The sequence below is a fragment of the Deinococcus apachensis DSM 19763 genome, from assembly GCF_000381345.1.
Taxonomy (GTDB): Bacteria; Deinococcota; Deinococci; order Deinococcales; family Deinococcaceae; genus Deinococcus; species Deinococcus apachensis.
On record NZ_KB906412.1, the window covers coordinates 18,599 to 42,215 of the forward strand.

20 protein-coding genes are annotated in these 23,617 nt (G+C 70.8%); 10 read left to right on the forward strand and 10 right to left on the reverse strand.

Annotated features, from left to right (window positions below; genetic code table 11):
- Positions 1 to 26 precede the first annotated feature (26 nt).
- From F784_RS0116895 to pta, 6 genes are all read left to right on the forward strand, one after another.
- Positions 27 to 746, forward strand: coding sequence for a roadblock/LC7 domain-containing protein (locus F784_RS0116895; RefSeq protein WP_019587909.1), 720 nt, complete (start codon positions 27 to 29; stop codon positions 744 to 746).
- Positions 743 to 2,350 carry a hypothetical protein gene (locus tag F784_RS0116900; RefSeq protein WP_019587910.1) on the forward strand — a complete coding sequence of 536 codons (1,608 nt, stop codon included), beginning with the start codon at positions 743 to 745 and terminating at the stop codon, positions 2,348 to 2,350. The genes F784_RS0116895 and F784_RS0116900 overlap by 4 nt, the downstream gene beginning before the upstream one ends.
- A gap of 175 nt (positions 2,351 to 2,525) precedes the next feature.
- Entirely contained in the window at positions 2,526 to 4,445 is a 1,920-nt protein-coding gene (locus F784_RS23650; RefSeq protein WP_019587911.1) for a coiled-coil domain-containing protein, read from the forward strand.
- Between the two features lie 9 nt (positions 4,446 to 4,454).
- The gene (gene tsaE / locus F784_RS0116910) at positions 4,455 to 4,913 is read left to right on the forward strand and encodes a tRNA (adenosine(37)-N6)-threonylcarbamoyltransferase complex ATPase subunit type 1 TsaE (RefSeq protein ID WP_019587912.1); all 459 of its coding nucleotides are present in this window, start codon (positions 4,455 to 4,457) and stop codon (positions 4,911 to 4,913) included.
- Positions 4,914 to 4,967: 54 nt separating this feature from the next.
- Positions 4,968 to 6,158: an acetate kinase gene (locus tag F784_RS0116915; protein WP_019587913.1), complete on the forward strand. Its 1,191-nt coding sequence runs from the start codon at positions 4,968 to 4,970 to the stop codon at positions 6,156 to 6,158.
- Positions 6,155 to 8,284, forward strand: coding sequence for a phosphate acetyltransferase (pta, locus tag F784_RS0116920; protein ID WP_019587914.1), 2,130 nt, complete (start codon positions 6,155 to 6,157; stop codon positions 8,282 to 8,284). Before F784_RS0116915 ends, pta begins: the two co-directional genes overlap by 4 nt.
- Positions 8,285 to 8,299: 15 nt before the next feature.
- Here pta and F784_RS0116925 read toward each other — a convergent pair whose 3' ends face one another.
- The 4 genes from F784_RS0116925 to ddrC form a co-directional block, all read right to left on the reverse strand.
- Positions 8,300 to 9,667, reverse strand: coding sequence for an SAM-dependent methyltransferase (locus F784_RS0116925; protein WP_019587915.1), 1,368 nt, complete (start codon positions 9,665 to 9,667; stop codon positions 8,300 to 8,302).
- Positions 9,668 to 9,780: 113 nt separating this feature from the next.
- Entirely contained in the window at positions 9,781 to 10,884 is a 1,104-nt protein-coding gene (locus F784_RS0116930) for an LptF/LptG family permease (protein ID WP_019587916.1), read from the reverse strand.
- Positions 10,885 to 10,937: 53 nt separating this feature from the next.
- A complete protein-coding gene (locus F784_RS0116935; RefSeq protein ID WP_026332542.1) occupies positions 10,938 to 11,993 on the reverse strand; it encodes an LptF/LptG family permease in 1,056 nt (351 codons plus the stop codon).
- A gap of 215 nt (positions 11,994 to 12,208) precedes the next feature.
- Positions 12,209 to 12,901, reverse strand: a complete 693-nt coding sequence (ddrC, locus tag F784_RS0116940) for a DNA damage response protein DdrC (protein ID WP_026332543.1) — start codon at positions 12,899 to 12,901, stop codon at positions 12,209 to 12,211.
- Positions 12,902 to 13,154: 253 nt separating this feature from the next.
- Between ddrC and F784_RS0116945 the strand changes: the two genes are divergently transcribed.
- Positions 13,155 to 13,337 carry a hypothetical protein gene (locus F784_RS0116945; RefSeq protein WP_019587919.1) on the forward strand — a complete coding sequence of 61 codons (183 nt, stop codon included), beginning with the start codon at positions 13,155 to 13,157 and terminating at the stop codon, positions 13,335 to 13,337.
- Entirely contained in the window at positions 13,330 to 14,094 is a 765-nt protein-coding gene (locus F784_RS0116950) for a monofunctional DNA glycosylase (protein WP_019587920.1), read from the forward strand. Before F784_RS0116945 ends, F784_RS0116950 begins: the two co-directional genes overlap by 8 nt.
- Before the next feature lie 136 nt (positions 14,095 to 14,230).
- Here the strand turns inward: F784_RS0116950 and F784_RS0116955 are convergent, their stop codons facing one another.
- From F784_RS0116955 to def, 3 genes are read right to left on the reverse strand one after another with little or no spacing between them, the layout of a single operon-like run.
- The gene (locus F784_RS0116955) at positions 14,231 to 14,845 is read right to left on the reverse strand and encodes an LURP-one-related/scramblase family protein (RefSeq protein ID WP_019587921.1); all 615 of its coding nucleotides are present in this window, start codon (positions 14,843 to 14,845) and stop codon (positions 14,231 to 14,233) included.
- Between the two features lie 16 nt (positions 14,846 to 14,861).
- Complete coding sequence (gene fmt, locus F784_RS0116960; protein WP_019587922.1) at positions 14,862 to 15,809, reverse strand: methionyl-tRNA formyltransferase; 948 nt, start codon at positions 15,807 to 15,809, stop codon at positions 14,862 to 14,864.
- Positions 15,806 to 16,456, reverse strand: coding sequence for a peptide deformylase (def, locus tag F784_RS0116965; RefSeq protein ID WP_019587923.1), 651 nt, complete (start codon positions 16,454 to 16,456; stop codon positions 15,806 to 15,808). The genes fmt and def overlap by 4 nt, the downstream gene beginning before the upstream one ends.
- A gap of 213 nt (positions 16,457 to 16,669) precedes the next feature.
- Here def and F784_RS0116970 point away from each other — a divergent pair, with 213 nt between their 5' ends.
- The gene (locus F784_RS0116970) at positions 16,670 to 17,827 is read left to right on the forward strand and encodes a tetratricopeptide repeat protein (protein ID WP_019587924.1); all 1,158 of its coding nucleotides are present in this window, start codon (positions 16,670 to 16,672) and stop codon (positions 17,825 to 17,827) included.
- A gap of 90 nt (positions 17,828 to 17,917) precedes the next feature.
- Positions 17,918 to 18,448, forward strand: a complete 531-nt coding sequence (locus tag F784_RS0116975) for a hypothetical protein (protein ID WP_026332544.1) — start codon at positions 17,918 to 17,920, stop codon at positions 18,446 to 18,448.
- Between the two features lie 51 nt (positions 18,449 to 18,499).
- Here the strand turns inward: F784_RS0116975 and F784_RS0116980 are convergent, their stop codons facing one another.
- The 3 genes from F784_RS0116980 to F784_RS0116990 all read right to left on the reverse strand — a co-directional run bounded on the left by F784_RS0116980 (position 18,500) and on the right by F784_RS0116990 (position 23,563).
- Positions 18,500 to 19,567 (reverse strand): alpha/beta hydrolase family protein, encoded by a 1,068-nt coding sequence (locus tag F784_RS0116980; protein ID WP_019587926.1) that lies wholly within the window; start codon positions 19,565 to 19,567, stop codon positions 18,500 to 18,502.
- A 19-nt stretch (positions 19,568 to 19,586) separates the two neighbouring features.
- Positions 19,587 to 20,561, reverse strand: a complete 975-nt coding sequence (locus F784_RS0116985; protein WP_019587927.1) for an alpha/beta hydrolase family protein — start codon at positions 20,559 to 20,561, stop codon at positions 19,587 to 19,589.
- 476 nt (positions 20,562 to 21,037) lie between these two features.
- Positions 21,038 to 23,563 carry a polynucleotide kinase-phosphatase gene (locus tag F784_RS0116990; protein ID WP_019587928.1) on the reverse strand — a complete coding sequence of 842 codons (2,526 nt, stop codon included), beginning with the start codon at positions 23,561 to 23,563 and terminating at the stop codon, positions 21,038 to 21,040.
- Positions 23,564 to 23,617 lie beyond the last annotated feature (54 nt).

The following is a 23,617-nucleotide window of genomic DNA, read 5'->3' on the forward strand; positions in this document are numbered from 1 at the left end:
TTCCCTAGACTCTGAACAGGTTTCCCATGACGAATGCCGTGTACACCCTGATCGTGCGCGCCCTGTCCGGCATCGTGTCCGAACGTGCGGCGGAAACCCTGCTGCGCGCCGCCCTGCGCGAGCAGGGCCTGACCCCCGAGGGCGTGAGTGCCGCCGAGATGCAGCGGGTGCTTTCCGGCCCGCTGCTCACCCGGCTGTCAGCTGTGCTCCCGGGGGCACAGGCCCGCGCGGAGTTGCGGGCGCTGTCCGGGCAGCTCCAGCGACAGTACCCCAAGGCCCCCACCCTCTTCCCCGGCGCGCCGGTCGCCGCCTGGGACGAGGAGATGGGGACGAGCCGCTGGGACGACCCCGCGGACCTGAGCGCCGACGACTTCGAGTTCGACGACCCCGAGTACACCGCCGCCCCCACCCAGCGCCGCTACACCCTGGGCAGCGCGGCGGGCCAGGAGGCGCTGATCCAGGACCTGGGCCGGATGCCCGGCGTGCAGGGCGTGCTGGTCTGCCGCACGAGCGGGGAGGTGCTGCGGCAGCGGGCTGTGACGGGCGCCACGACCCTGGGCAGCGTGATCGCCGCCACCGCCCTGCTCTTCCAGAAACGTGGCCTGAACCTGATGTCGGCTGACATGGGCGGGCGCACCGTGTGCATGCGGCCTCTCGGCGGGTACTGCGTGGCGGTGGTGGCCGGGCCGCAGGTGAACATCGGGCGGCTGCTCGCCGAACTCGGCCAGATCCGGGAGGCGGCGTGAAACGCGGGGGCGCGGGTGTGGCGCTCCTCGCCGCCCTGCTGGCCGGAGCGGCAGGGGCGCAGGACCTGGGCGCGTACCGGGCGCTGGCGGGGAGCTTGGACGCGGCGGCGGCCCGCTCCTCTCACGCCGCACAGGCACTTGCCGAACTTGACCGCGCACAGGCGGCCTATACGCGGCTGGCCCCGACCCTCCAGAACCGGCAGCTCCTGGGCGGCCTGCAGGACACGCTGGGTGGAGCCCGCGCCGCCCTAGCCCGCACGCCCGCCGAGGTGCAGGCGCAGGTGCTCCTGGCCCGTGGGCTGATGCGGAAGGCGCTGTACGACCAGACGTTGAGTGAACTCGCGCAGACTCCGGCGAACAGTACCCCACATGTGAAGCTGCTTGCCAGCGAATTCGGCCTGGCCGGTGCTCCCGCGCAGGCCCTGCTGGCCGATGCGGCGGCCGGACGCCCCGAGCGCGTGGCCTGGCGCCTTCAGCGGGCGGCGGCGGCGAAGGTGGGCGCGGCCCTGAACGCGACCCGCCCCGAACGCAGCCCCGCCGCGTACCTCAACCTCGCCCGAGCGGCGAGCTGGTTCACAATCGTGCAGGACGCGGGCGGCGCCGGGAACCTCAAGGTCACCGGGTTCAGCGAGGCATTGCGGCAGCTCACGGGGGGCGACGTGCCCGGCCTGACTGCCTCCCTCACCGCCCTGCGGCAGGGGGCGGGAGCCCTTGGGCGCTCGCTCGCCACGCCGCCCACACTTGCGGCTACGGGGGGAACCAAAGCCCCCACCCCGCAGCCAGGCACCACGCCGACGGCAGGCCAGCCTGCCCAGACCAAGTCAACGCCAGCAACATCTACCCCGGTCAAGCCTGCTCAGGCCAAGCCGGTAGCTTCCACTCCCTCCCCGGTCGCACCCAGCCTGGACGTCGCCTACACGGCCCTGGGTCGGGCACTCACCGCGAGCGGGCACGGGGACCCAACGACCGCGCGGGCGGAACTGGAACGCGCCGCCGCGGCGCTCTCCTCCGCCCCCGCCGGAATTCGCGGGGCTGCGGGGTACGGGGCCTTCGCGCAGGATCTGGCCGCCGCGCGGGAGCGGTACGGCCTGCGCCCCGGCGACGTGCAGGCCCTCATCGCGGGGCTGGGCGGACTGGAGAGCGATGTGGCCGGGGAGCCCCGCAGCCGGGTGGACGCCCTGTCGGTCGGAGTGGCCCGGACCTTCAGCGGGGGCGTGCGCGCCGTCACCTTCCTGCTGCTCGCGCTGCTGGCGCTCGTGCCGCTGTACCTGCTCAACCTGGCCTTTGGTGGGCGCAACCCCTACTGGCGGGCGATCACCGCCGCGCTGGCCCTGCTGCTGCTGCCCGTATTCCTGGAGGGCGTGTTCGGCTTCCTGGGCTGGCTGGGCGACCTAGGCGGCGTCGCTCTGCTGCGCGCGGCTCCCAGCCTGACGCTGTGGCAGGGTATCTACGGGCTGCCGCTGCGCGCCCTCCTGACCGCGCTCGCCATCGCGCTCGCCGCCTACGGCTTCCGGGGGTTGTGCGTACAGTTCGGCCTGCTGGGCCGTCAGCGCCCCGCTGAGCGGGCGGTCGCCCAGGGCCTCGACTGGGATGAGGACGTGTAGGGCAGCTTTCGCCGGGTCCCACCACTGCTTGCCCACCAGGCCCAACGTCCGCGAAATCCGCATTTTTCCCCCCGTCCGCAATGGGACTGTGGAAGGATGCGGTGAATTCCGGAGTTCCCATGACCATGCCCCTCAACCGCCCTCCCACTGATTTCAACTCCCCCGGAGGCTCCACGTGACCACCCCCCCCGCGGCCCCCGAGGCCCTCTACCGCCTGCCGGTACGGCTGCTGGGCGACCTCGTCTCGCCCCGCGCGCTCGAACGCATCCTGCAAGACGCTGCCCAGGCGCGGGGCCTGAGTGTCCAGGCGCTCGACGCCCCCACCCTGGAGGACATCCTCAAGCGCGAGGTGTTCAAGCGGCTGCAACTCAGCGTGCCCGCCGCGCTCGCCAAGCGGCGGGTTTCCGACGTGATCGGGGAACTCCTGAGCGCGGTTCCCGCTCCCGTGGGTGAAGCCCCCGACTTGGGTGTGCTGGAGGACGGCGCGCGGCGCTTCAGCCTGTACTTCGACTGGCCCGAGGCCCAGCGCCTGCGTGGCGTGCTGGGCGTGGCGCGGCAGCAGCAGGAGGCCGGACAGGACGTCGCCCCGCTGGTGCGCGAGGGCCAGGACCTGATCGCGCTGATGGAGCGGCACCTGGAGGAGGGGCTGGTCACGCAGGGGCAGGACCTGGCCGAGTTGCAGGCGGCCTTTCGCCGGGTGCAGGGTATGGGTGGCAAGGACGTGCGGCGCCTGGAGAGCCTGATCGGGCAGATCGAGGAGGCACAGGGCCAGGGGATGCTGCTCCCCGCCGAGGTCGAGCGGGCGCGCACGATCACCTTCACCCTCCGCAAGCTGCTGGAATCGTCCGTCGTGCAGCCCCTCGCGCCCGGGGGCGCCCCCGCGGCGCTGGACCCCGAGGCGCAGGCGCGCGTACTGGCGCTGGAGCAGGAGCACGTCGCCCGGCAGCTCGCCGACCTGATCCGCGAGTTCGAGCCGCTCACTCGTGCCCGCCCGGACCTGGAAAGCCGCAGCCTGCGCGAGCAGCAAACGGCCGGGACCCTGACGGTGGGGGCGGTGGAGGCCCGGCGCGCGGAGCTGGAGGCGGCGCGCTCGGCCCTCCTCGCCGAGCAGCGGGCCGAACTGGCGGGGCTGGAAGCCCGCCAGTCGGCCCTACCGGAGAGTCCGACACTCCACGAGGCGCGGGTGGCGCTCGACGTGCTGCGCCTCACCCTGGACGGGGGCGGGCTGGCGACGGACGAGCTGCGCGACCTGCACGCCACCCTCGCGGCGCTGGAGGCGGCGCCCGCGAACGCCGCCCGACTGCTCGAACTCCAGCGCAGCCTGGCCGAGGTCGAGCGCGCCGCCCGCGACGTGCCGGGGGCGAGCGCGGAACTCGCGCCGGGGCTCGCCGCCGCCCGCGAGGCCCTGGCGCGCGGCGAGGACGTGGACCCCGAGGCGCTGTGGCGCGTGCTGGAGCGCCGCATGGGAGAGGCCGCCCAGCAGCGCCAGGACTTCGACGCCCGCGCCGACCACGTGATCCAGGAGTACGACACCCTGCGCCACCTGGCGGGCGAGACCACCCAGAAGCTGGGGCGCCTGGCCGACACCCTGCGGGCCCAGCGCCGCCTGGGGGCGATGTCGGGCAGTGCCCGCGAGCGCTACGCCCAAACGCTGGAGGAGGCCGAGGCCCTGCTCGCGGAGTCGCGGGCCGAGTACCAGGCCGCCCAGGAGGTGACGGCGAGCTTCGGGGCCGATGCCCTCAGCGGTCTGCTCGGAGTCTTTGATCTGGGCGGCAGCGCCGGGGACAGCCTGGGGGGCTTCCTGACGGCCGAAGCAGTCCCGGTGCCCCCTCAGCCCGACCTCCCCGACGACACCTGGCTGATTCGGGGAGGTGCCGTGACGGCGGGCCGGGCCGACCTGGCGGTGGGTGGGGTGGCCGCCCTGCTCGACCAGGCGACCTTGCTGGGGGCACGTTCCCTGCGCTTTGAGGACGAGCGCGGCGCCTGGGTCGCCCGGGAGGACGGCACGGGCGGCTGGCGACTGGCGCGCGGCCCCTCCGCCTCTGCCATCGAGGACCGGGTGGGCGGCTGGCTCACCACGGGTGAGGCGCGTTAGCCTGCGGGCGTGACGGTTCCTCCCCGCCCCGACCTGCCCCTCCTCCCCGGCGAGACGTGCCTGCTGCGGGGCGCGGACGAGCAACGCGCGCTCGGCGCCGCAGTGGCCCACGCCCTGCCGCCGGGCGCGGTTCTGTTTCTGGAGGGCGAACTCGGGGCGGGCAAGACCACGCTGATGGGGGGGCTGGTGGGGGCGCTGGACTTCACGGACGCGGTCACCAGCCCCACCTACGCCCTGATGCACGCCTACCCCACCCCGGCGGGCCGGGTGCTTCACGTGGACGCTTACCGGGTGCGCGACCCGCGGGAACTGTATGAGATGGACCTAGAGGACCTCGTCGCGGGCAGCCGCCTCACGGTGATCGAGTGGGGCGAGGGGCTGTACCGGGACTATCCGGCGGCGCCCATCCTGCGGCTGGAGCATGTGGAGAACGACCCCGAAGTGCGGCGGGTGGAGCGGGTGCGCTGAACCCTTTCTGAAGCCGGGGCGTTCTCCCCCACTCGCCTGGGCCACAATGCACCCATGTGGACGCTGGTGGTGAACTGCGGGTCGAGCAGCCTGAAATTCGCGCTGCTGAGCCCCGATTCGGGTGAGGTTCCCCTCTCGGGCCTGGCCGAGCGGCTGGGATCGGACCTCGCCTCGGTGCGGGTGGACCGGGGGGGCGAGCGGGTGAACGTGCCGCTCCCGGGCGGCAGCCACCCGGAGGCATTCGGGGTCTTGCTGGGCGAACTCGACGGCTTGGGGCTGCGAAATGAGGTCAGCGCCGTCGGGCACCGGGTCGTCCACGGGGGCGAGCGCTTCAGTGCCCCGGCCCTCATCACGCCGGAAGTGCTAGACGCCATCCGCGCCTGCGTGCCCCTCGCGCCGCTGCACAACCCCGCCAACCTCGCGGGTATTGAGGCGGCGCAGGAGGCGTTTCCGGGGCTGCCGCACGTCGCCGTTTTCGACACGGCTTTTCACCAGACCATGCCCGAGGTCGCCTACCGCTACGCCGTGCCGACCGAGTGGTACATGCAGCACGGCGTCCGGCGCTACGGCTTCCACGGCACCAGCCACGCCTACGTGGCGGGCGAGGCGGCATGGATGCTGGGGCGGGACCTTTCCGAGCTGAACCTCATCACGGCGCACCTGGGGAACGGGTGCAGCGTCACCGCCGTGCAGGGCGGGCGCAGCGTGGACACCAGCATGGGCCTCACCCCGCTGGAGGGGGTCGTCATGGGCACCCGCAGCGGCGACGTGGACCCCGGCCTGCACGACTATCTTGCCCGGCAGGCGGGGCTGAGCCTGACCCAGATCACGGCGGCGCTGAACAAGGAGAGCGGGCTGCTGGGCTTGTCGGGCCTGACGAACGACATGCGCGAGTTGGAGGAGGCCGCCAGTCGTGGACACGAGGGCGCCCGGCTTGCCGTGGAGATTTTCGTGTACCGTCTCGCCAAAACCATCGCTGGCATGGTCGCCCCGCTGGGCCGCCTGGACGGCCTGGTCTTCACAGGCGGCATCGGCGAGAACAGCGCCACGGTGCGGGGAGTGACCCTTGCCCGGCTCGGACTCCTCGGATTCAAGGTGGACGAGGCGACGAACGCGCGGGCGGTGCGCGGCCAGGGAGGCGTTATCACCACCGCTGACAGCGTCCCCGCCCTGGTGGTGAACACGAACGAGGAACTCATGATCGCCCGCGAGACGGCGCGGGTGCTGGAAGGAGTGCAGGCATGAAAACCCTCTTCGTCGCGCCCACCCGCAACGGTGTGGGCCTGAGCAGCACCGCGCTGGGCCTGACCCGTGCCTTAGAGAGGCAGGGCCTCAAGGTGGCCTTTCTCAAGCCCATCGCGCAGACGCACGAGACGGCGCCGGACGACTCGGTGCATTTCGCGCGCACGCTCGCACATGCGGTCACGCCCGACCCCATTCCCCTCGCGCAAGCCGAGGAGCAGCTCAGCCTGGGGCAGGAGGAGGACCTGATGGAGGGCGTGGTCGCCCTGGCACGGGAGGCGGCGGCCGGGATCACGGGCGGCGCGGACGTGCTCGTGGCCGAGGGCCTCGCGCTGAACGAGCGCAACGTGTACGCGGGGGCGCTGAACGCCAGCCTCGCGCGCAACCTGGAGGCGGACGTGGTCCTCGTCTCCAGCCTCGCCGGGGTGACGCCCGCCGCCCTGGCCGACGAGCTGGACATCGCCGCCCAGGCCTACCGCCGCTCGGACGACTCGGGACTGGCCGGGTACGTGCTGAACTTCGCCCCGCGCGAGCTGGACTTCGGCGGGCTGATGGCCGATCTGCGCGCCCACAGCCGCACTCTGGCGAGGGGTGAACTCCCCCTGCTGGGCGTGATCGCGCAATCCCCGGCCCTGACGGCGCCACGCACCCTCGACGTGGCCCGGCACCTGGGCGCCGAGGTGCTGAACGAGGGCGAGGCGACCCTGCGCCGGGTGACGAGTACCGTCGTCACCGCCCGCAGCGTGCCCAAGATGGCGGACCTCCTGGCCTCCGGCGCCCTCGTCGTGACGCCCGGCGACCGCGAGGACGTGGTGATGGCGGCGGCCCTCTCGCACCTCAGCGGCGTTCCGCTGGCGGGGCTGCTCTTCACCTCCGGCAGCGCCCCCGAGGACACCATCGAGAAGCTGTGCCGCGCCGCGCTGACGAGTTCACTGCCCGTGCTGCGGGTGGCGACGAACTCCTACAACACCGCCTCGGCCCTCTCGCGGATGGACCCCCGGGTGCCCCACGACGACCTGGAGCGGATGGAGCGCATCCTCGACTTCATCGCCGACCGGCTGGACACCTTCCCCCTGGGAGCGCGGCTCCGCACTCCCCAGCCCGAGGGCGAGCGCCGCCTGCCCCCCAGCGCCTTCCGTTACGAGCTGATTCAGAAGGCTCGCGCCGCGAACAAGCGCATCGTCCTTCCCGAGGGCGACGAGCCCCGCACGGTCAGGGCCGCCGTCCGCTGCATCGAGAAGGGCATCGCGCGTCCAGTCCTTCTCGCCAAACCGGACCGGGTGCGCCAGGTGGCCGAGGGGCAGGGCCTTACCCTCCCCGACGGGCTGGAGATCATCGACCCCGACGGCGTGCGGGCAAACTACGTCGCGCCGATGGTCGAACTTCGCAAGAGCAAGGGCCTGACGGCCCCGCAGGCCGAGGCTCAACTGGAGGACACCGTCGTGCTGGGCACCATGATGCTCGCGCTGGGCGAGGTGGACGGGTTGGTCTCAGGGGCCGTCCACACCACGGCGAACACCGTCCGGCCCGCCCTGCAACTCATCAAGACCGCTCCGGGCGTGGGGCTCGTCTCCTCCATCTTCTTCATGCTGCTGCCCGAGCAGGTCGTCGTGTACGGCGACGCGGCGATCAACCCCAACCCCAACGCCAAGGAACTCGCCGACATCGCCATCCAGTCGGCGGACAGTGCGAGGGCCTTCGGCATCCCGCCCCGGATCGCCATGCTGAGCTACTCGACGGGCGAGAGCGGCGCGGGCGAGGACGTGGAGAAGGTGCGGGTCGCCACCGGGCTCGTGCGCGAGCGCCGCCCCGACCTCCCGGTGGACGGGCCGCTGCAATACGACGCCGCCTCGGTCCTCAGCGTGGGCCTCCAGAAGGCGCCGGGCAGCCCGGTCGCGGGCCGAGCCACCGTCTTCATCTTCCCCGACCTGAACACCGGCAACACGACTTATAAGGCCGTGCAGCGTGCGGCGGGCGTGGTTGCCATCGGGCCGATGCTCCAGGGGCTGCGGAAGCCGGTGAACGACCTCTCGCGCGGGGCGCTGGTGGACGACATCGTGTACACGATCGCGCTGACGGCGATTCAGGCAACGCAGGCGCAGCCGGGGGCACCAGCAGCCGCAGGCTGACGGGAAACTCTACCCTCAGCGGTACACATCCGCCCGGCTCGGCGGCAACTCCACCCGGCCCTCCTCGTCGGGCTTGGCGAGGAGGCTCTGGTAGAGGTCGAGCTGGCCGCCCCGGAAACCGTTCACGCAGGCGGCGATATACAGGCGCCACAGCCGGAAGCGCTCCTCGCCGACCAGGGCGCGGGCCTTCTCCCCGTGGGCCTCCAGGTTGTCCGACCAGCACAGCAGCGTCCGGGCGTAGTGTTCGCGCAGGTTCTCCACGTCCCGCACCTCGAACCCTGCACCCTCGGCGTCCCGGAGGGTTTCCCACAGGGGCAGCAGTTCGCCATCGGGGAACACGTACTTCTGCACGAAGCCGCCCGCCGTGAGCGCCTGCACCCACTTCGGGAATTTGGGCGGCTGCACGCTCGCCCCGATGGCGTGATTCATCATCAGGCCGCCGGGCCTCAGGGCCTTGTAGGCCTCGTGAAAATAGGTGGGCATGTTGGCCCGGCCCACGTGCTCGGCCATGCCGACGCTGGTGATCTTGTCGAAACGCCCCGGCTCCTGGGCCACCACGTCGCGGTAGTCGCGCAATTCCAGCCGCACGAGGTGACCCAGCCCCGCCGCCTCCACCCGGGCGCGGCCCTCGCGGAGCTGCGCCTCCGAGAGGGTCACGCCCAGCACCTCCACCCCGTACTGTCCCGCGGCGTAGATCGCCAGGCCACCCCAGCCACAGCCAATGTCGAGCAGCCGCTCGCCGGGCTTCAGGCGCAGCTTGCGGCAGATGTGTTCGAGCTTGGCCGTCTGCGCCTGATCCAAGGTCTCGGTCCCCGCCGGGAAGTAGCCGCAGGAGTACACCATGCGCCGGTCCAGCCACAACCTGTAGAAGTCGTTGGAGAGGTCGTAGTGGTACGTGATCGCCTGCTGGTCGCGCTCGCGGCTGTGCGGCGTGCCGTCCAACCGGGCCTGAACCGGGCGCGGCGCGGGTCCCGCCTGGCTGCGGAGCCTCTGCACGTCGCGCAGGAGGCGCGCGACCCGTGCCGGGGTGAGTGGCGTGTCGAAGGCGGTGGTGAGCCCGGCAACCTCGCTGATGTCCCCCTCGATCTCGAAGTCGCCGCGCAGGTAGGCCTCGCCCACCGAGAGGTCGAGGGGAAAGCCCAGCATCCGGCCCAGCGAGTGCTCGCTGTTCAGCACCAGCCGTGCCGAGGCGGGCTGCACCGTGGCGGGCAGAACCGTCCCGTCCCAGAGCTGCACGTCAAAGGTCCGCCGCTGGGGGAGGGCGGCGTCCAGCACGTCCAGTGCCGCCGCGCGCAGTTCGGTGGGGGTGGGCGGTCGCCGGACCTGCTGGGCGGCCAGGGCGGCGGCGGTGAGTCCAGCGGCCCAGACGGCCCCCGTGGTCACGGGACGAGCGGAGCCTGACCGACCTTGCCGGGAAGAGGCAGACATGGTCCAGCTTAAGCTCTACCCAGGACCAGCGTCGCCAGCCATCTGTACAATTTCTTACAATTCGTACACTACCGTCTTCCCGCCCACCACAGCAGTCCGAGCCCAGCCAGCACGGCAATCAGGTCCGGCCCATAGGCGGCCAGGACGGGAGGCAGGGCGCCGTTCTCGCCCATCACCTTGAAGACGCTCCAGGTGGCGTAGTACGCGAAGCTCAGGAGGAGCGCCCACACCAGCCCCAGGTTCTGCCCGCTGCGGAAGGCGAACACCGCGAGGCTGACCACGAAAAAGGCCAGGGCGAGCGCGGCGAGCGGCTCGGCGAACTTGCGGTGCAGGGCGGTGAAGTCGCCGGGCGAGCGCACGTGCTGCTGGCGGTAGACGTTTGTCTTGGCCAGCAGGTCGCGCAGCGGCAGGTAGATGGGTTTCAGGGCCGCGTCCCCACCGTCGAAGCTCGCCTGCACGTCCTGCACGGGAAGGGTGCCGCGTTGGAAGGTCAGGACGGTGACGGGCCGGGCGTCCTGAAAGGTGACGCGCCGCCCGTCCTCCAGCTCCAGCACATTGCTGCCGGGCCTCAGGCGGCCCCGGCGGGCAGTGATGACCTCGCGCGGGGGCAGGCCCGCCTGCATGGTCACGATCCGCAGGTCGCGCAGCTCCCCACCGGGAAGCGCCTGCCCCACGCTGATCGCCCGGTTCAGGGCGTCGCGCAGCACCAGGCCCTGCCCGCCCTGCTGCTCCCCCAGCCCGATCACGCGTGGGTTGTCGAGCACGATCTCGCGCTGCACCCCCTGCACCTGCACCTTGGCGCGGGTGACGAGCAATTCATTCAGGGCGAAGGACGTGAGGGCCACCCCTGCGGCAAGGAGCAGCACCGGCCGGAAGAGCCGCGAGGCGGGCACCCCGCTCGCCAGCGCCGCCTTGATCTCGGAGTCGGCGGCCAGGCGCGAGAGGGCGAGCAGCGCGGCGAACATCAACGCGATGGGAAGCGCTTGGGTCAGCGCCTCGGGCACGTTGAGGGCGACCAGCCGGGCGACGAGCAGGGGATTGGCGCCCTTGGCGAGGAGCGGCGCAATGACCGCCTCCAGCAGCGCCAGCAGGAACAGCACGATCACGATCCCCAGCGCGCCCACCAGCGGCGGCAGAATCTCGGTGAGGACGTACCGCTCGAAGCGTTTCATCCTCATTCCAGCGTCAGAACGCACCCGGGGAGAGGGCCGGTTCGCCACCACCCTCACCGCAGCCTCCAGGCGAGCAGGCCCGCGACGAGCAGGAACACGAGGTTGGGCAGCCAGGCGGCGAGCGCAGGTGCCATCGCCCCTGCCCGAGCGAGCTGAGGCATGCTGATCCACAGGACGTAAAAGGACACCAGAAAGACCACCGTGGCCGCAAAGCCCGCCGCGCGGCTCCTCAGCAGCAGCCCGAGCGCTCCCGCTGCAAAGGCGAACACGACGGGCGTGAGGGGGTCTACATAGCGCCGGGTCAGCTCGAAGGTGTCCTGCCGCTGCTCCTGAGGGGTGCCCAGCTCGCTCGCCAGCCGCGCTTGCAACTCGGGCGTGCTGACCTGCTCGGCGGGCGGCGGTGGGGGCCGCAGGGTGTCGGTCTGGGGAAAGACCAGCGGGGCCGTCACCTGCCGGGGGTCCTGGCCCGGGCGGGTCACCCAGGCGTTGCGCACGGTCCAGGTCTTCTTCCCCGTGTCCCAGGTGCCCGACTGTGCCGTGATCGTCTCGCCGCCGCGCTCGATCAACACCCCGTCGAGCCGTGCCACGGCCCCGCCCCGGTCATTGCTCACCCGGCCCGCGTAGTACAGGGCGCCGGGCGGGGCATAGGTGTAGTTGTCCCGCGCGGGCGGGGGGGGCGTCGTCCTGAAGATCCCGTACCAGGCCTGATTCCAGCGGGCGGGCGCACCGGGCGCCACGTATCCGGCGTTGACAAAGGCGACCAGCCCGATCAGGACGAACGGCACGGCCAGCGGCCACACCAGCCGCAGGGGCGGCACCCCCCCGGCGAACATCGCCTTGAGTTCGCTGTCCCCCTGAAGCCGACCGAAGGTGAGCAGCACCGCGAAGGGCACCGCCAGCACCAACGACCGGTTGAGGAAGGTGGGGGACAACGCCAGAAACGCCTTGGCGGCCTGGAGCAGCGTGGCGTCGTAGCTCAGCAGGAAGCCCACCGTGGTGCTCAGGGCGTCGGTGAGTTGCAGGATCAGGAAGAGCGCCACGCCCGCCGCGTACCAGCGCAGCACCTCGCGCAGCACGTAGCGGATCAGCGTGATGGGCACGGGCGGCATTCTAGCGAGGGCGGATGAGATGCACAGGGGCAAACAAGGACCCCCGCCACCCGGAGGCGGAGGGGGTCAGGGGGCGAATTGTTAAGGAGCGAGCGGGAGCAACTGGGGTCATCTCCGAGGACGGGCTCACCCTCGCCCCTGGCGGGGGAGGGTCGGCGCCGGGCGCCGGGCAGAGGGGCTCCGCAGCTGGGATGCCCCCTCTTCCCGCGACCTCCTCACCCCGCCCGGGCCTGGCTCTCCCACAGGTGCCGCTCGCGCTGAGCGACCTCCTCGTGGAGCCTGAGGATGGCGGCGTTGCCCTGGGCGCCACGCTCGGCGATGGCGCGGGCGGTGGCGGTGTCGAGGTAGGCCAGGCGCAGCAGTTCCTCGCTCCGCAGGCCGTCGCGGGTCTGGCGCACCCCGCGCTCGCGGCGAATGGTGGCCGAGTCGGTGCCCAGCACGCTGCGGTTGCTGATGGAGCCGAGCTGACCATACACCCGCCCCTCGCCGCCGTGGCGGGCCACGGTGCTCATCAGGGTGCGGCGGGCGTCGGTGCTTTCCAACCGGGCGGCCAGCCAGCGCCGCGCCTCGGGGTCGGCGTTGCGCTCGGCGATCTGTGCGGCCAGGCGCACGTCCCCCGTCAGGGCGCGGGCGAGCAGCGTCTGAGCACGCTTGCGCCAGCGCCGGGCCTCCGGCGTATGCAGCGTGAAGGCCAGCCGGGTGAACTCGGCCGCGTCGAGGGTCGCCTCCGGCCCGATGCCGAAATCGCGCTCGGGGCTTTGCAGGTCGTGTTTGCGGGCGAAAGCGGCCCAGTCCTCGGGCATCGCCACGCCGAGAGTCGAGAGGGCGGTGGGCGCGTGCAGCAGCCCGTCCGCACTGGCGGGCAGGCGCTGGGCGCCGAATTCCAGGGTCACGGGAGCATTCTTCATGGGGCTATTGTAGCACGTTTTACGTCAAAAACATAATACTTCCGCCGTGACATTCAAGACTCTAGTTGCTTCCGGACAGCGCTGACAGGGCATACTCCTTAGGAAAGGGGTTCTTGCTTCATCTCCTAATTCTGTTGTAGGACAACAGGGCTTCCGGCTGCCCACGTGCCCCCCATTGCCGGGTCCGGCCTCGTAAATATCCCTTCACGCCCGTCTCGCCCGGACGACGATTTGGAGTGGGCATTGTGGCGGTATGACCAACGACGATTTGAAAAAGGGCTACGACCCCGCCAACACCTCGCCCGCCGAGGGGCAGAGCCGCGCCATTCCCGAGCAGGACCGGGGCAAGGACCCGGACATCGACCCCGCCGACAAGGACAGCGCCGAGGGAGACCGCGACGAGGTGGAGGACAGCGCCACCCCGGGCCGTGACTGAGCCGCTGTTCAGGCTTCCCGAGGGGGAGCGTCCCCTGAACTCGACCCGCCCGGAGGCGGAGCGGGCCGAACTTGTGCGTTGGATGTTCGACCGGCTGCGGGCCGAGTACGGCGAGCGGCCCATCTACGCCCGCCGCGAGGCGATGCACGAGCTGATCAGCACCATCCTCTCCCAGCGCACGACCCACGCCGACGAGGAGGCCGCCTACCAGGAACTCCTGACGCTGGGTGACTGGGACGCGATCATCGAGGCGCCGACCGAGGCGGTGGCGCACGCGATCCGGCGCAGCAACTACCCGGAGAGCAAGGCGCCGCGCATCCAGGCTACCCTGCGCGCCATCCGCGAGCAGCGGGGCGGGTACGACCTCGACTTCCTAGCGGAAATCCCCGTTGGGGAGGCGATGAAGTGGCTGACTAATCTGCCAGGCGTGGGCCTCAAGACCGCCTCGCTGGTGCTACTGTTCAACTTCGCCCGTCCGGTCTTCCCGGTGGATACCCACGTTCACCGGGTCAACACCCGCGTCGGCACGATTCCGCGCATGGGCGAGCAGGCGGCGCACCGCGCGCTGCTTAAATTGCTGCCGCCCGACCCACCCTACCTGTACGAGTTCCACGTCAACCTGCTGCGGCACGGGCAGAGGGTCTGCATCTGGACTCGCCCGAAATGCCCGGTGTGCGTTCTGCGCGAACGGTGCGACGCGCACGCGATCTACGGGAACAACGTGCCGAGCTTCGGGGACAAGCCGGGGAAGGGGTAGGCGGGCTTCGGAAGGGAGCAAGGGAAACGCTGTCCTGCTCAGCCGGAAGCGAAGCATCTCCCGCAGGGCGTCCCGAGACCGTTCACTCCGTTCAGGGTGACAACCTCAGGTTGAGGAGGAAGAGGCACCCGAGCCCTTAACCCCGCTCCCGCTCGCGCAGCACGAGTTGCACCAGCCCCAGCACGACGAGTTCGGCCTCCTCCGGGCGGACGGGACGCAACTCCTCGATCACGAAGCGGCGCGAGAAGACGCTGCGGCGTTTGCGGACCCGGAAGGCAGGCTGGCCTGCGGCATCCGTAACCGTGTAAGTCGGGTTCACAAAGTAGTCGAAGCCCGCCGCAATCAGGTCGCCGATGAAGGGAACGGCACCGATCACGCCCTCGATCACGCCCAGCCAGGGGTGGTCGTCGCGGATGGTGAATTCCAGGCGGCCATCCGGGCCGAGCAGTTCGTAGCTCGCCCCCCAGAGGGTTCGCAGACCCTGGGCTTGCAGGCCGCCAACTTCCGAACCATCCGCGCGGCGGATCAGGCGCCGCGCCCGCCAGTCGAGCGCCCCCGCCATCAGCCCCTGCGCCCGGATGCTGTGCGTCTGCACCCGCCGCGCCTCGTCGGCGTAGACGCGCACCTCGTCACGAATGCTGAGGAGCTTTTCCTTGACGACGGCGACGAGCTGCCCGTTCGCGTCGGTCACGCGCAGTTCGGTTTGGAGGCTGAGCCGGAATTCGAGCGTCAAGGGAAAGGTGGGGTTCACATCCCCGGGTACGGATTCAGGCGGGGGCCGGTTCCCAGAGGTCGAAGCGGGTGCCCGGGGTGACGCCCGCTCCCTGTGCCCAGACCTGCGCGGGTTGGGGTTTGCGGGCCTCGGGCTGCACGGTCGCCACCCGTACGGCGCCCTCACCGCAGGCGACGATCAGCCCCTCCGGGCCCACCCGCAGCACCTCGCCAGCCTGACCCTGACCGTCCGTCACGCTCAGGCCGAGGAGCTTGAGCCGGGCGCCGTTTAGAAAGGCCGTGGTCTGCGGCCAGGCCGCTACGCCCCGGTAACGGTTCACGACCGCCTGCGCCGTGTCGGTCCAGCGCACGAACCCGTCCTCCTTCACGAGCATGGGGGCATGGGTCGCCCTGGACTCGTCCTGCGGAATCGGCGTCAGGTGGGGCAGCCGCGACAGGGCCTCCACGATCAGCCGCGCGGCCTGGGCGCTCAGGATGTCGGCGAGTTCGATGCTCGTCCACTCGGGGGCGATGGGCAATTCCTCTTGCAGCAGGATCGGCCCGGTGTCCATGCCCACGTCCGTCTGCATGATGGTCGTGCCCGTGACCGCCTCGCCCCGGATTAAGGCCCACTGGATCGGCGCCGCGCCCCGGTAGGCGGGCAACAGGCTGGTGTGCGTGTTCAGAAAGCCGTGGGGCGGGACGGCGAGCAGGGAGGCGGGCAGAATCTTGCCATAGGCGCAGGTCACAGCCACATCCGCACCGCTCTCGCGCAACTTCGCCTCAAAGGGCGCGTTGCCCCGAAGTTTCTTCGGTTGCGCGAGAGGCAACTCCAGTTCAGCGGCGCGGGCGGCGACGGGGGGCGGCGTGAGCCTGAGTCCCCGCCCCACCGGCTTGTCCGGCTGCGCGACGACGAGGATGACCTCGAATCTCTCGCGGATCGCCTCCAGCACGGGCAGCGCGAAAGCGGGCGAGCCGAAAAAGGCGACGCGGGGGGCACTCAACCCTTGCGCTCCTGCCGGGCCTTTTCCGCAACCGCGAGGTCTTGCAGGAATTGCTTGGCCTGGCGCTGCATCGCGGCGAGTTCCTTGCGGTGGTCCTCCGTCACCTGCGGCGGCAGGCGGTCGAGGAAGAACACGCCGTCGAGGTGGTCCACCTCATGTTGGAAGACGCGGGCGAGGTAGTCGTCGGCCTCCAGCGTGCGCTCCTGCCCGTCGAGATCGGTGTAGCGCACCTGCACGGCGCGGGCGCGCGAGACGCCTTCCTCGTAGATGCCGGGGATGCTGAGGCAGCCCTCCTGGTAGGACCGGTCCTTCTTCTTGTCGATGACGGTGAGGACCGGGTTGAGCATCACGAACTCGCGCAGCACGCGGGACTTGAGGGGCTCGTCCTGGCCCTCCTGCTCCTCCTCGTCGTCCTCGTACTCGACGGCGACGAACATCCGCACGGGGAGGCCCACCTGTGGGGCCGCCAGGCCCACGCCGCGCGCCTCGAACATCGTTTCCAGCATGGTGTTCGCCACCTCACGCACCGTCTGGGGCTCATGGCCGGGGACGGTGAGGAGGTCGGTGGGCTGCACGGCCCGCGCCTTGCGGCGCAGCACAGGGTCGCCGTACAGGCGAATGGGGTAAATGCGGGGGGCCTCGGCCATATCCTCCCGTTTTATCAGAGGCCTGGCATAGGACGGGAGCATGGGCGCACCTTCGGGCAATCCCAGTCCATCCGCCGCCCGACCCACGGGCCAGGCGTCCCACTTTCCGCCCCGCTCCGCGCGGAAAAACTTCACACTCCAACGACAATTCTCAGAATGGGCATAATTCTTCCTCTCACGGCCTCCCCACCGTATCCGCCTAGGGTCAAAAATATGTCCATCCGTCCTGCCCTGCTCCTGAGTGCCGCGCTGCTGGCTGGCTCCGCCGCCGCTCAGACGACCACCACGACCGAGCCGCCTGCCCAGAATGCCCAGCCCCAACGGACCGCCGAGCAGGCCGCTGCCCAGGCCCGCGACCTGGCCGAGCAGGCCCGCCGCACCTACCCGCAGGGCAGCGCGAGCATCGACCAGACGCTGTGGAAGCAGGCCGCCGCCGCCGCGGAACAGGCCGTGGCGCTGGCCCCGGACAACGCCGAGTACCTGAGGCTCCGCGCCCAGATTTACACTGAGGTCGGCTTCTGGCGGCAGGCGGAACTCGCGTGGAACGCCTACTTCCGGGCAGCGCCCGCTCAGCCCGGCAGCGCCGAGGCCCGTCAGGCCGCCACCGCCCAGTACAACCTGGGCTACGCGGCGTACACGCGCAACCAGCCCGACCAGGCCGCGCGCTTCTTTGCCACCTGCCTGGACCTGGACGCCCAGAACGGGGACTGCGCGACCTGGGCTGCCCGCACGGCGTTGGAGGCCGGGAACTACGCGCAGGCGCAAACCCTTTACGCCCGTGCCCTGCAATTGAAACCCGGGGACAAGACGCTCACGTACTTCCAGGGCGTGGCGCAGCGGGCCAGCCAGTACGGCCCCGCCGCCACCCGCGCCTTCAGCCGCGCCTACGCCGACCTTGACGCAGGCCGCAAGACGCAGGCCCTCGCCGGATTCCAGGAGGCCGCCCGCACCGCCCCCAACTTCGCCGAGGCGTGGCGGGAGGCGGGCCGTCTGGCGCTGGAACTCGGGAACGCTCAGGCCGCCCGCGCAGCTTATGAGGGCGCCGTCGCCCTGCCCGGCGCCACCGAGGGCGACCGCTTCAACCTCGCGCTGGCGCGGGAGGGCGAGCAGTATGGGCTGGGCGCCGTGCGGGCGTTCCGCGCCGCCTACGCGAAGTACGCGGCGGGCGACAAGGCCGGGGCCGAGACGGGCTTCCTCGATGCCACCCGCCAGAATCCGCAGTACGCCAAGGCCTGGGCCTGGCTGGGCCGCACCCGCTACCAGGGCAAGAACTACACCGGGGCGGCGGAAGCCTACGGGCAGGCTGTCGGGCTCGACCCGAACGACAAGAGCAGCGCGTACTTCCTGCGGCTGGCGCAACAGGGCAAATAAGGGGGGTGAAGGTGGGGCGCGGTCACCGGGCCGCGCCCCACCCTCATGCGCCTTCACCCGTTCGTCAGCCTCAGCCCCTACGCTGAGACCATGCGCCGCGCCGCTCTCCTGCTGCCCCTGACCCTCGTCCTCGCCGCCTGCGGGTCGCGGGGCGTTCAGGCTCCCGACACCTACGACCTCAGCGGCACCATCGGCGGGGACTGGGGCGAGAATCCCAGGCTGCGGCTGGCGCTGGTAGGCACGGGCTTCCCGAACGTGCTCACGAACGACGGCAACCAGGCGCAGAACGTAGTGTCGGCGGGCACTGATACCTGGAACTTCGGCTTTGACCTGCCTAACACCCCCGCCGTGGCGGGCGTCTACCAGGTTGTCGTTTACAACGACGCGAACAACACGGGCACCTATGAGATCGGCGAGAGCTTCGCCCGCAACCGACAGTGGCTGATCTACAGCACCTTCGGCGGCGACATTCGCGCCGTGACCCTTCCCGGCAGCGGCGAGGAGGTGACGCCTGCCATGACCGTCAGCGCGGGCTGGAACCTCTACAACCGCAACTTCCCCCTGAGCGCCACGAACCCCAGCCCGGCCGGGAAGGTGACCGGGTACGACCTGAGCCGCTGAGACAGGCAGCCCCCGGAACGCCACCCTGACGGCGGCGTTCTTTTTTTGACCCTACAGATTCGCCTTGAAAAACACCACGCTGCGCCGCAGCGCCAGCCCCAGGTTGCGGCTGAGGTTGTGGTTGTCACCCTCGTAGCGGTAGGCCTCCACCCCTTGCCCGGCGGCGCGCAGGTCGGCGGCGAGGTCCTGCTGGAAGGCGTAGGGCACCTCCTCGTCGGCGGTGCCGTGGTGAAGCTGGATGGGGCGGCCGTTCAGGTCCCCCAGGGAGGCGTTCGGGCTCAGCATCCGCAGGTAACGGCGGTTCAGGGGGTCGAGGACGCGCTTCTCCTCGCCGGGTGGCCAGCCCCACTCGGTTGCCAGCACGTCGTAACTCGCCACCACGCCCGCCCACAGGGAGGCTGCCTTCAGGTCACGGTCCACCAGCATCGCCCGCAGGGAGAGCTGCCCGCCCATGCTGTGGCCCCACAGGCCCAGGCGCGCCCGGTTCACGCGGGGGTCGCGCTTGAGACTGGCGGCGGCGTTCAGCACGTCCACGGTGTAGCCGGGATCGTCGTACCCGCCGCGCGCCTGGCCCTCCGAGTCACCGTGGCCGCGGTAGTCGCTCTTGAGGGTGACGAACCCCGCCCGGGCCAAGGCGTCCTGGTAGGCCACGTAGCGCTCGGTGGTGCGGTACACGTTCGGCGGGATGTAGCCGTGGTTGAACACGATGGCGGGCCAGCCCCCCTCCGGCGGCGTACCGTTGGGGACGGTGAGCAGGCCGTAGATCGTGAGCCCGTCCGACTCGTAGCTCACGACTTGCCGGGAGTAGTTCACGCCGGGGCGCAGCGTCCGTATCACCGTCAACTTGCTGCCGGGGTATTCCCTCGCCCGCAGCGCCTGGATGCTGATGGGCTGCCGCGACACGAAAGCCCGGAGCGCCGCGTCCGTCACCTCGCCGAGGGATGTGGTGGGCATGGACTCGCCCGGCGTCCGCGTGGTGGGCGCCCCCGGTTCGTCCACCGGCTCCGTCCGCGCCGCCGTCCAGGGCAGCCGGAAGGGCAAGTTCTCCGGCTGCGTGAGGGCGACGTACCCCGCCCCCAGCACGAGCAGGAGCAGGGCGAACCGGACAAGCCGCCTCATGGGGAGTGTCCGGCCCTCCTCACAGCCGCTCCTTAAAGAACGCCACGCTGCGGGCGAGCGCTGTGTACAGGTTCCGGCTGAGGTTGTGGTTGTCGCCCGGGTAGACGTAGCTCTGGACGGACTTGCCTGCCTGCCGCATCTGTGCCACCAGTGAGGTGTGGAAGCTCACCGGCACGTCCTCGTCCGCCGTGCCGATGTGGAGCTGGAGGGGGCCGCCAAGGCTTCGCAGGTAGGCGTTGGCGCTGAGCTTGTTCCAGAAACTGGGGTTCTCCTCCGGGGTGCCGTACTTCTCGACCGCCTTCTTCCGCAGTTCCAGCACGCGGCGGGGAATGGACGGCGGCACCGGGCTGTTCCAGTCGTTCATCATCTGGTCGTAGTCGCCGACCACCCCGGCCCAGATCACGCCCGCCTTGATGGAGGGGTCAATCACCATCGCGCGCAGGGTCAGGAAGCCGCCCATCGAGTGCCCCCACATGCCGATGCGGGCCGGGTTCACGCGGGGGTCCTTTTTCAGGCTGGCGAGGGCGTTCATCACGTCAGTGGTGTAGCCGGGGGCGTAGTAGGCACCGAGCGCTTCCCCCTGGCTGCTCCCGTGCCCCCGGTAGTCGCTCTTGAGGGTCACGAAGCCCGCGCGGGCAAAGGCGTCCTGATAGGCAACGTACTTCTCCGTCGTGCGGTACACGTTCGGCGGGATGTAGCCATGGTTGAAGACGATGGCGGGCCAGCCTCCCTTCGGCGGCGTGCCGGACGGGACGGTCAGCAGCGCATTGATCCGCAGGCCGTCCGACAGGTAGCTCACCACGTAGCGGCGGTAGTTGCTCCCCGCGCGCAGGGTCTGCCGCACGGTCAGGGCGCTGCCGGGGTAGGCCTTCTCGCGGGCGGCGGGAATGCTCATCTGGGCGGCGTCCACCCTGGCAAGGGCGGCGGCCGACTGGGCGTGCGCGGGGGCCAGCCCCAGGAACAGGGCGGGGAGGAGGAGCGTGGCGTGCCTCATGCCTCAGGCTAGGAAGGTTGAGGGTGGGGGACGGGATGTTTGCCCACGATGGGAGGTGAGGGCTTAAGGGGTTGGGTGGGCTGCTCTGGCCTGGTTGGCCCCACTCCCCAGCCCTCCACCTTCAGAGGGGGCAGGGGAGCGGCACTGCGCTGGGCAAAGGGCTCGCCCGCGACGCCCGTGGCCGCTCCTCTCGGCGCGGAAGGTTTGATCTTGCTGCCCCTTAAGCTGCTCGCCCACCGTCTCGCTGCGTGAGCAAGGCGGGGCGAAGGCCGTGCGAGAGCGAGCCGATAGCAGGGATGAGCCGTCCACAAGAGACGGTTTTCAAAAGCTTTGGCGCTGTTCCTCCTCCCCCACAAGGGGGGAGGCTGGGCGGGGGGTGGCAAGCGTCAGCTTGCCCTCAACATCTTGGCTTCAACCACCTGTTCACCAATGCCTGCTCCGTAACCCTCCTCAGCCGGGCATCCCTTCCCCCTGCCCTACAGCCGCGCGTCCACCGGGTCGCTTTCCAGCGCCAGCACGCCCAGCACACACTCATGGACGCGGGCGGTCCCGGCACGGTCCACGAAGCGGGCCAGCGCCTCCAGCCCCAGGTGGAACTCGCGCAGGGCGCGGGCACGTTTGGCGCCGAGGGCACGGGTCCGCAGCCGGGCCAGGTGTTCGGGGCGGGTGTACTCCGGGCCGTAGATGATCCGCAGGTACTCGCGGCCCCGCACCTTGAGGGCGGGTTGCAGGCTGCACTTTTCCGGGTCGAGGAAGGCGAGCGGCTTGACGACCATGCCCTCCCCACCCGAGGCGGTGAGCGCCTCCCACCATGCGGTCGCCTCCGCCTCGCTGGCCGGGTCACTCAGGGTAACGACCCGGTGCGCGGTGCGGCCGAACAGGGCCGGGTCTGCGTCCGCCAGCCGCCCCAGCGTCTCCAGGTGCCAGAGATGGTCCCGGTCCGTGTGGACCCGCCCCTCCGAGGCGAGGAGGTGGAAGGGCAGGATTCGCACGTCGCCTGGCCCCTCGACCCGGCGCACATAGGTGCGGTACGCCTTCCGGTAGGCGCTCAGGTCGGCGGCGCGTTCGCGGGTCCGTTCCAGGAGACTGCCCAGGTCCATGTCCCGTCCAGCAGCCTTCTCCAGCGCCGCCACAGTAGCAGGCAGTACGGCATTCCCCGCCGCCCCGACCGCCGCGTACTGCCCACGAATGAGTTCCCCGGCCTTCAGGCTCCAGGGCAGGATCTCGGCGTCGAGGACGAGCCAGTCGGTGTCCAGCGTCTCCCACAGCCCGGCCGCAGTGACGGCGGCGCGGGCACGGGAGAGCACGTCGGCCTCCCAGTCAGGTTGAAAGAAGGGGCGCCCGGTCCGGGTATAGATGCAGCTGGTTCCGTCCTCCACGCCGAAGCGGGCGCGGGCCGCCGCCTCGTCCCTCGCCAGGACCAGGACGGCGCGGGAACCCATGTGCTTCTCCTCGCAGACCACCTTCGTAACGCCCTGACCTCGGAAGTAAGCGAAGGCCTCCGCCGGGTGTTCCAGCAGCCCCTCGCGCCCGCTCGTCTCCACCGGGCTCATCGTGGGCGGGAGGTACACGCACCAGCGCGGGTCTACCCCGAAGCGCGAGAAGGTCTCCACGGCAGCAGAACGCTCCCCCTCCTTGACGAGAATTCCGCCGAAGGTGCGTGTCTCGATCCGGCCCCCCCTCAGGAACTCGGCGAGGTCGAGTGTGTCGCCGTTCGGCTCGGGGGCAGCGGATTGGAGGGGTCGGGCGGGTACCGCGTACTGGGCATGGGCCGGAACACTCACGAGATCCATCTCGGGATACCGCAGGGCCGTCAGGGCACCCCCGAAGGCGCACCCGGTGTCGATGTTCAGCGTCCGGTTGACCCAGCGCGGCTGCGCGACGGGCGTGTGGCCGTACACCACGGTCGCCGCGCCCCGGTAGTCGGCGGTCCAGTCGCGCCGCACCGGCAGGCCCAGTTCGTCCTGACTGCCGTCCACATCGCCGTACAGAGCAAAGGAGCGCACCCGCCCCGACGCCCGCCCCTGATACCGCTCCGGCAGGCCCGCGTGCGCGACGACCACCCGTCCGCCGTCCAGCACGAGGTGGCTGACCAGTCCGTCAAGGAAGGCGCGCACCTCCGCCCGGAACTCCGGTCCCGCCGCATCCAGTTGCTCCAGCGTCCGGTCCAGGCCGTGCAGCGCCTGGACCGCCTTGCCGTCCAGTGCCCGCTTCAACTTCTCGTCGTGGTTGCCGGGGACGCACAGGGCGCCCGAGCGAACCATGTTGGTCACCAGCCGCAGCACGCCCGCGCTGTCGGGCCCCCGGTCCACCAGGTCGCCCACGAAGACGGCGGTGCGGCCGGGCGGAGGCGTTGCCATGTCCCCCTCCACCGTGTAGCCGAGCTTGACCAGCAGTTCCCGCAGCTCGTCCAGGCACCCGTGAACGTCCCCGATGAAGTCGAAGGGGCCGGTCAGTTCCTTGCGGTCGGTGTAGAGCGGCCAGCGCGAGATGCGGGCGCTATCCACCTCCGCCTCCGACCGCAGGACCCAGACGTGACGGAAGCCCTCCTTGCCCAGGCCGTGCAGGGTGCGGCGCAGTTCGGCAACCTGCCGCCCGATCACCTCGGGGCGGAAGTCGCGGTCGGGGCGGGCCGCGTGCCGGGCCTCCAGCACCGCGCGGGGCAGATCGAGCACGATGGCGACGGGCAACACGTCATGCGCCCGCGCGAGGTCCACCAGCCGACGCCGGTCCTCGGGGCGCACGCTCGTCGCGTCCACCACCGTCAGGCGCCCCCGCGCCAGCCTTTTGCCCGCCACAAAGAACAGGCTGTCGAAAGCGTACCCGGTCGCCTCCAGGCTGTTCTCGTCGTCACTGACCAGGGCGCGGAAGAAGTCGCTGCCCAGCACCTCGGTGGGGAGAAAGTGCCGGGCGGCGAAGCTGCTCTTGCCCGCCGACGACGCGCCCACGAGGGCGACAAGGGAGAGGTCGGGGAGCCGGATGTCGGTGGGGGGAAGGGTCATGACAGGCCTCAAGCGCCGATGCTCGCACACTCGGGCGGGGCAGGGATGGGCAGA

Bases quoted from the DNA above. Each gene is read 5' to 3' on its own strand.
- F784_RS0116915 (WP_019587913.1), top strand. From the start codon at position 4,968: ATGTGGACGCTGGTGGTGAACTGCGGGTCGAGCAGCCTGAAATTCGCG.
- pta (WP_019587914.1), top strand. From the start codon at position 6,155: ATGAAAACCCTCTTCGTCGCGCCCACCCGCAACGGTGTGGGCCTGAGC.
- F784_RS0116970 (WP_019587924.1), top strand. From the start codon at position 16,670: ATGTCCATCCGTCCTGCCCTGCTCCTGAGTGCCGCGCTGCTGGCTGGC.
- F784_RS0116895 (WP_019587909.1), top strand. From the start codon at position 27: ATGACGAATGCCGTGTACACCCTGATCGTGCGCGCCCTGTCCGGCATC.
- F784_RS0116935 (WP_026332542.1), bottom strand. From the start codon at position 11,993: ATGCCGCCCGTGCCCATCACGCTGATCCGCTACGTGCTGCGCGAGGTG.
- F784_RS0116945 (WP_019587919.1), top strand. From the start codon at position 13,155: ATGACCAACGACGATTTGAAAAAGGGCTACGACCCCGCCAACACCTCG.
- F784_RS0116990 (WP_019587928.1), bottom strand. From the start codon at position 23,563: ATGACCCTTCCCCCCACCGACATCCGGCTCCCCGACCTCTCCCTTGTC.
- F784_RS0116985 (WP_019587927.1), bottom strand. From the start codon at position 20,561: ATGAGGCACGCCACGCTCCTCCTCCCCGCCCTGTTCCTGGGGCTGGCC.
- F784_RS0116975 (WP_026332544.1), top strand. From the start codon at position 17,918: ATGCGCCGCGCCGCTCTCCTGCTGCCCCTGACCCTCGTCCTCGCCGCC.
- F784_RS0116930 (WP_019587916.1), bottom strand. From the start codon at position 10,884: ATGAAACGCTTCGAGCGGTACGTCCTCACCGAGATTCTGCCGCCGCTG.
- def (WP_019587923.1), bottom strand. From the start codon at position 16,456: ATGGCCGAGGCCCCCCGCATTTACCCCATTCGCCTGTACGGCGACCCT.
- F784_RS0116980 (WP_019587926.1), bottom strand. From the start codon at position 19,567: ATGAGGCGGCTTGTCCGGTTCGCCCTGCTCCTGCTCGTGCTGGGGGCG.
- ddrC (WP_026332543.1), bottom strand. From the start codon at position 12,901: ATGAAGAATGCTCCCGTGACCCTGGAATTCGGCGCCCAGCGCCTGCCC.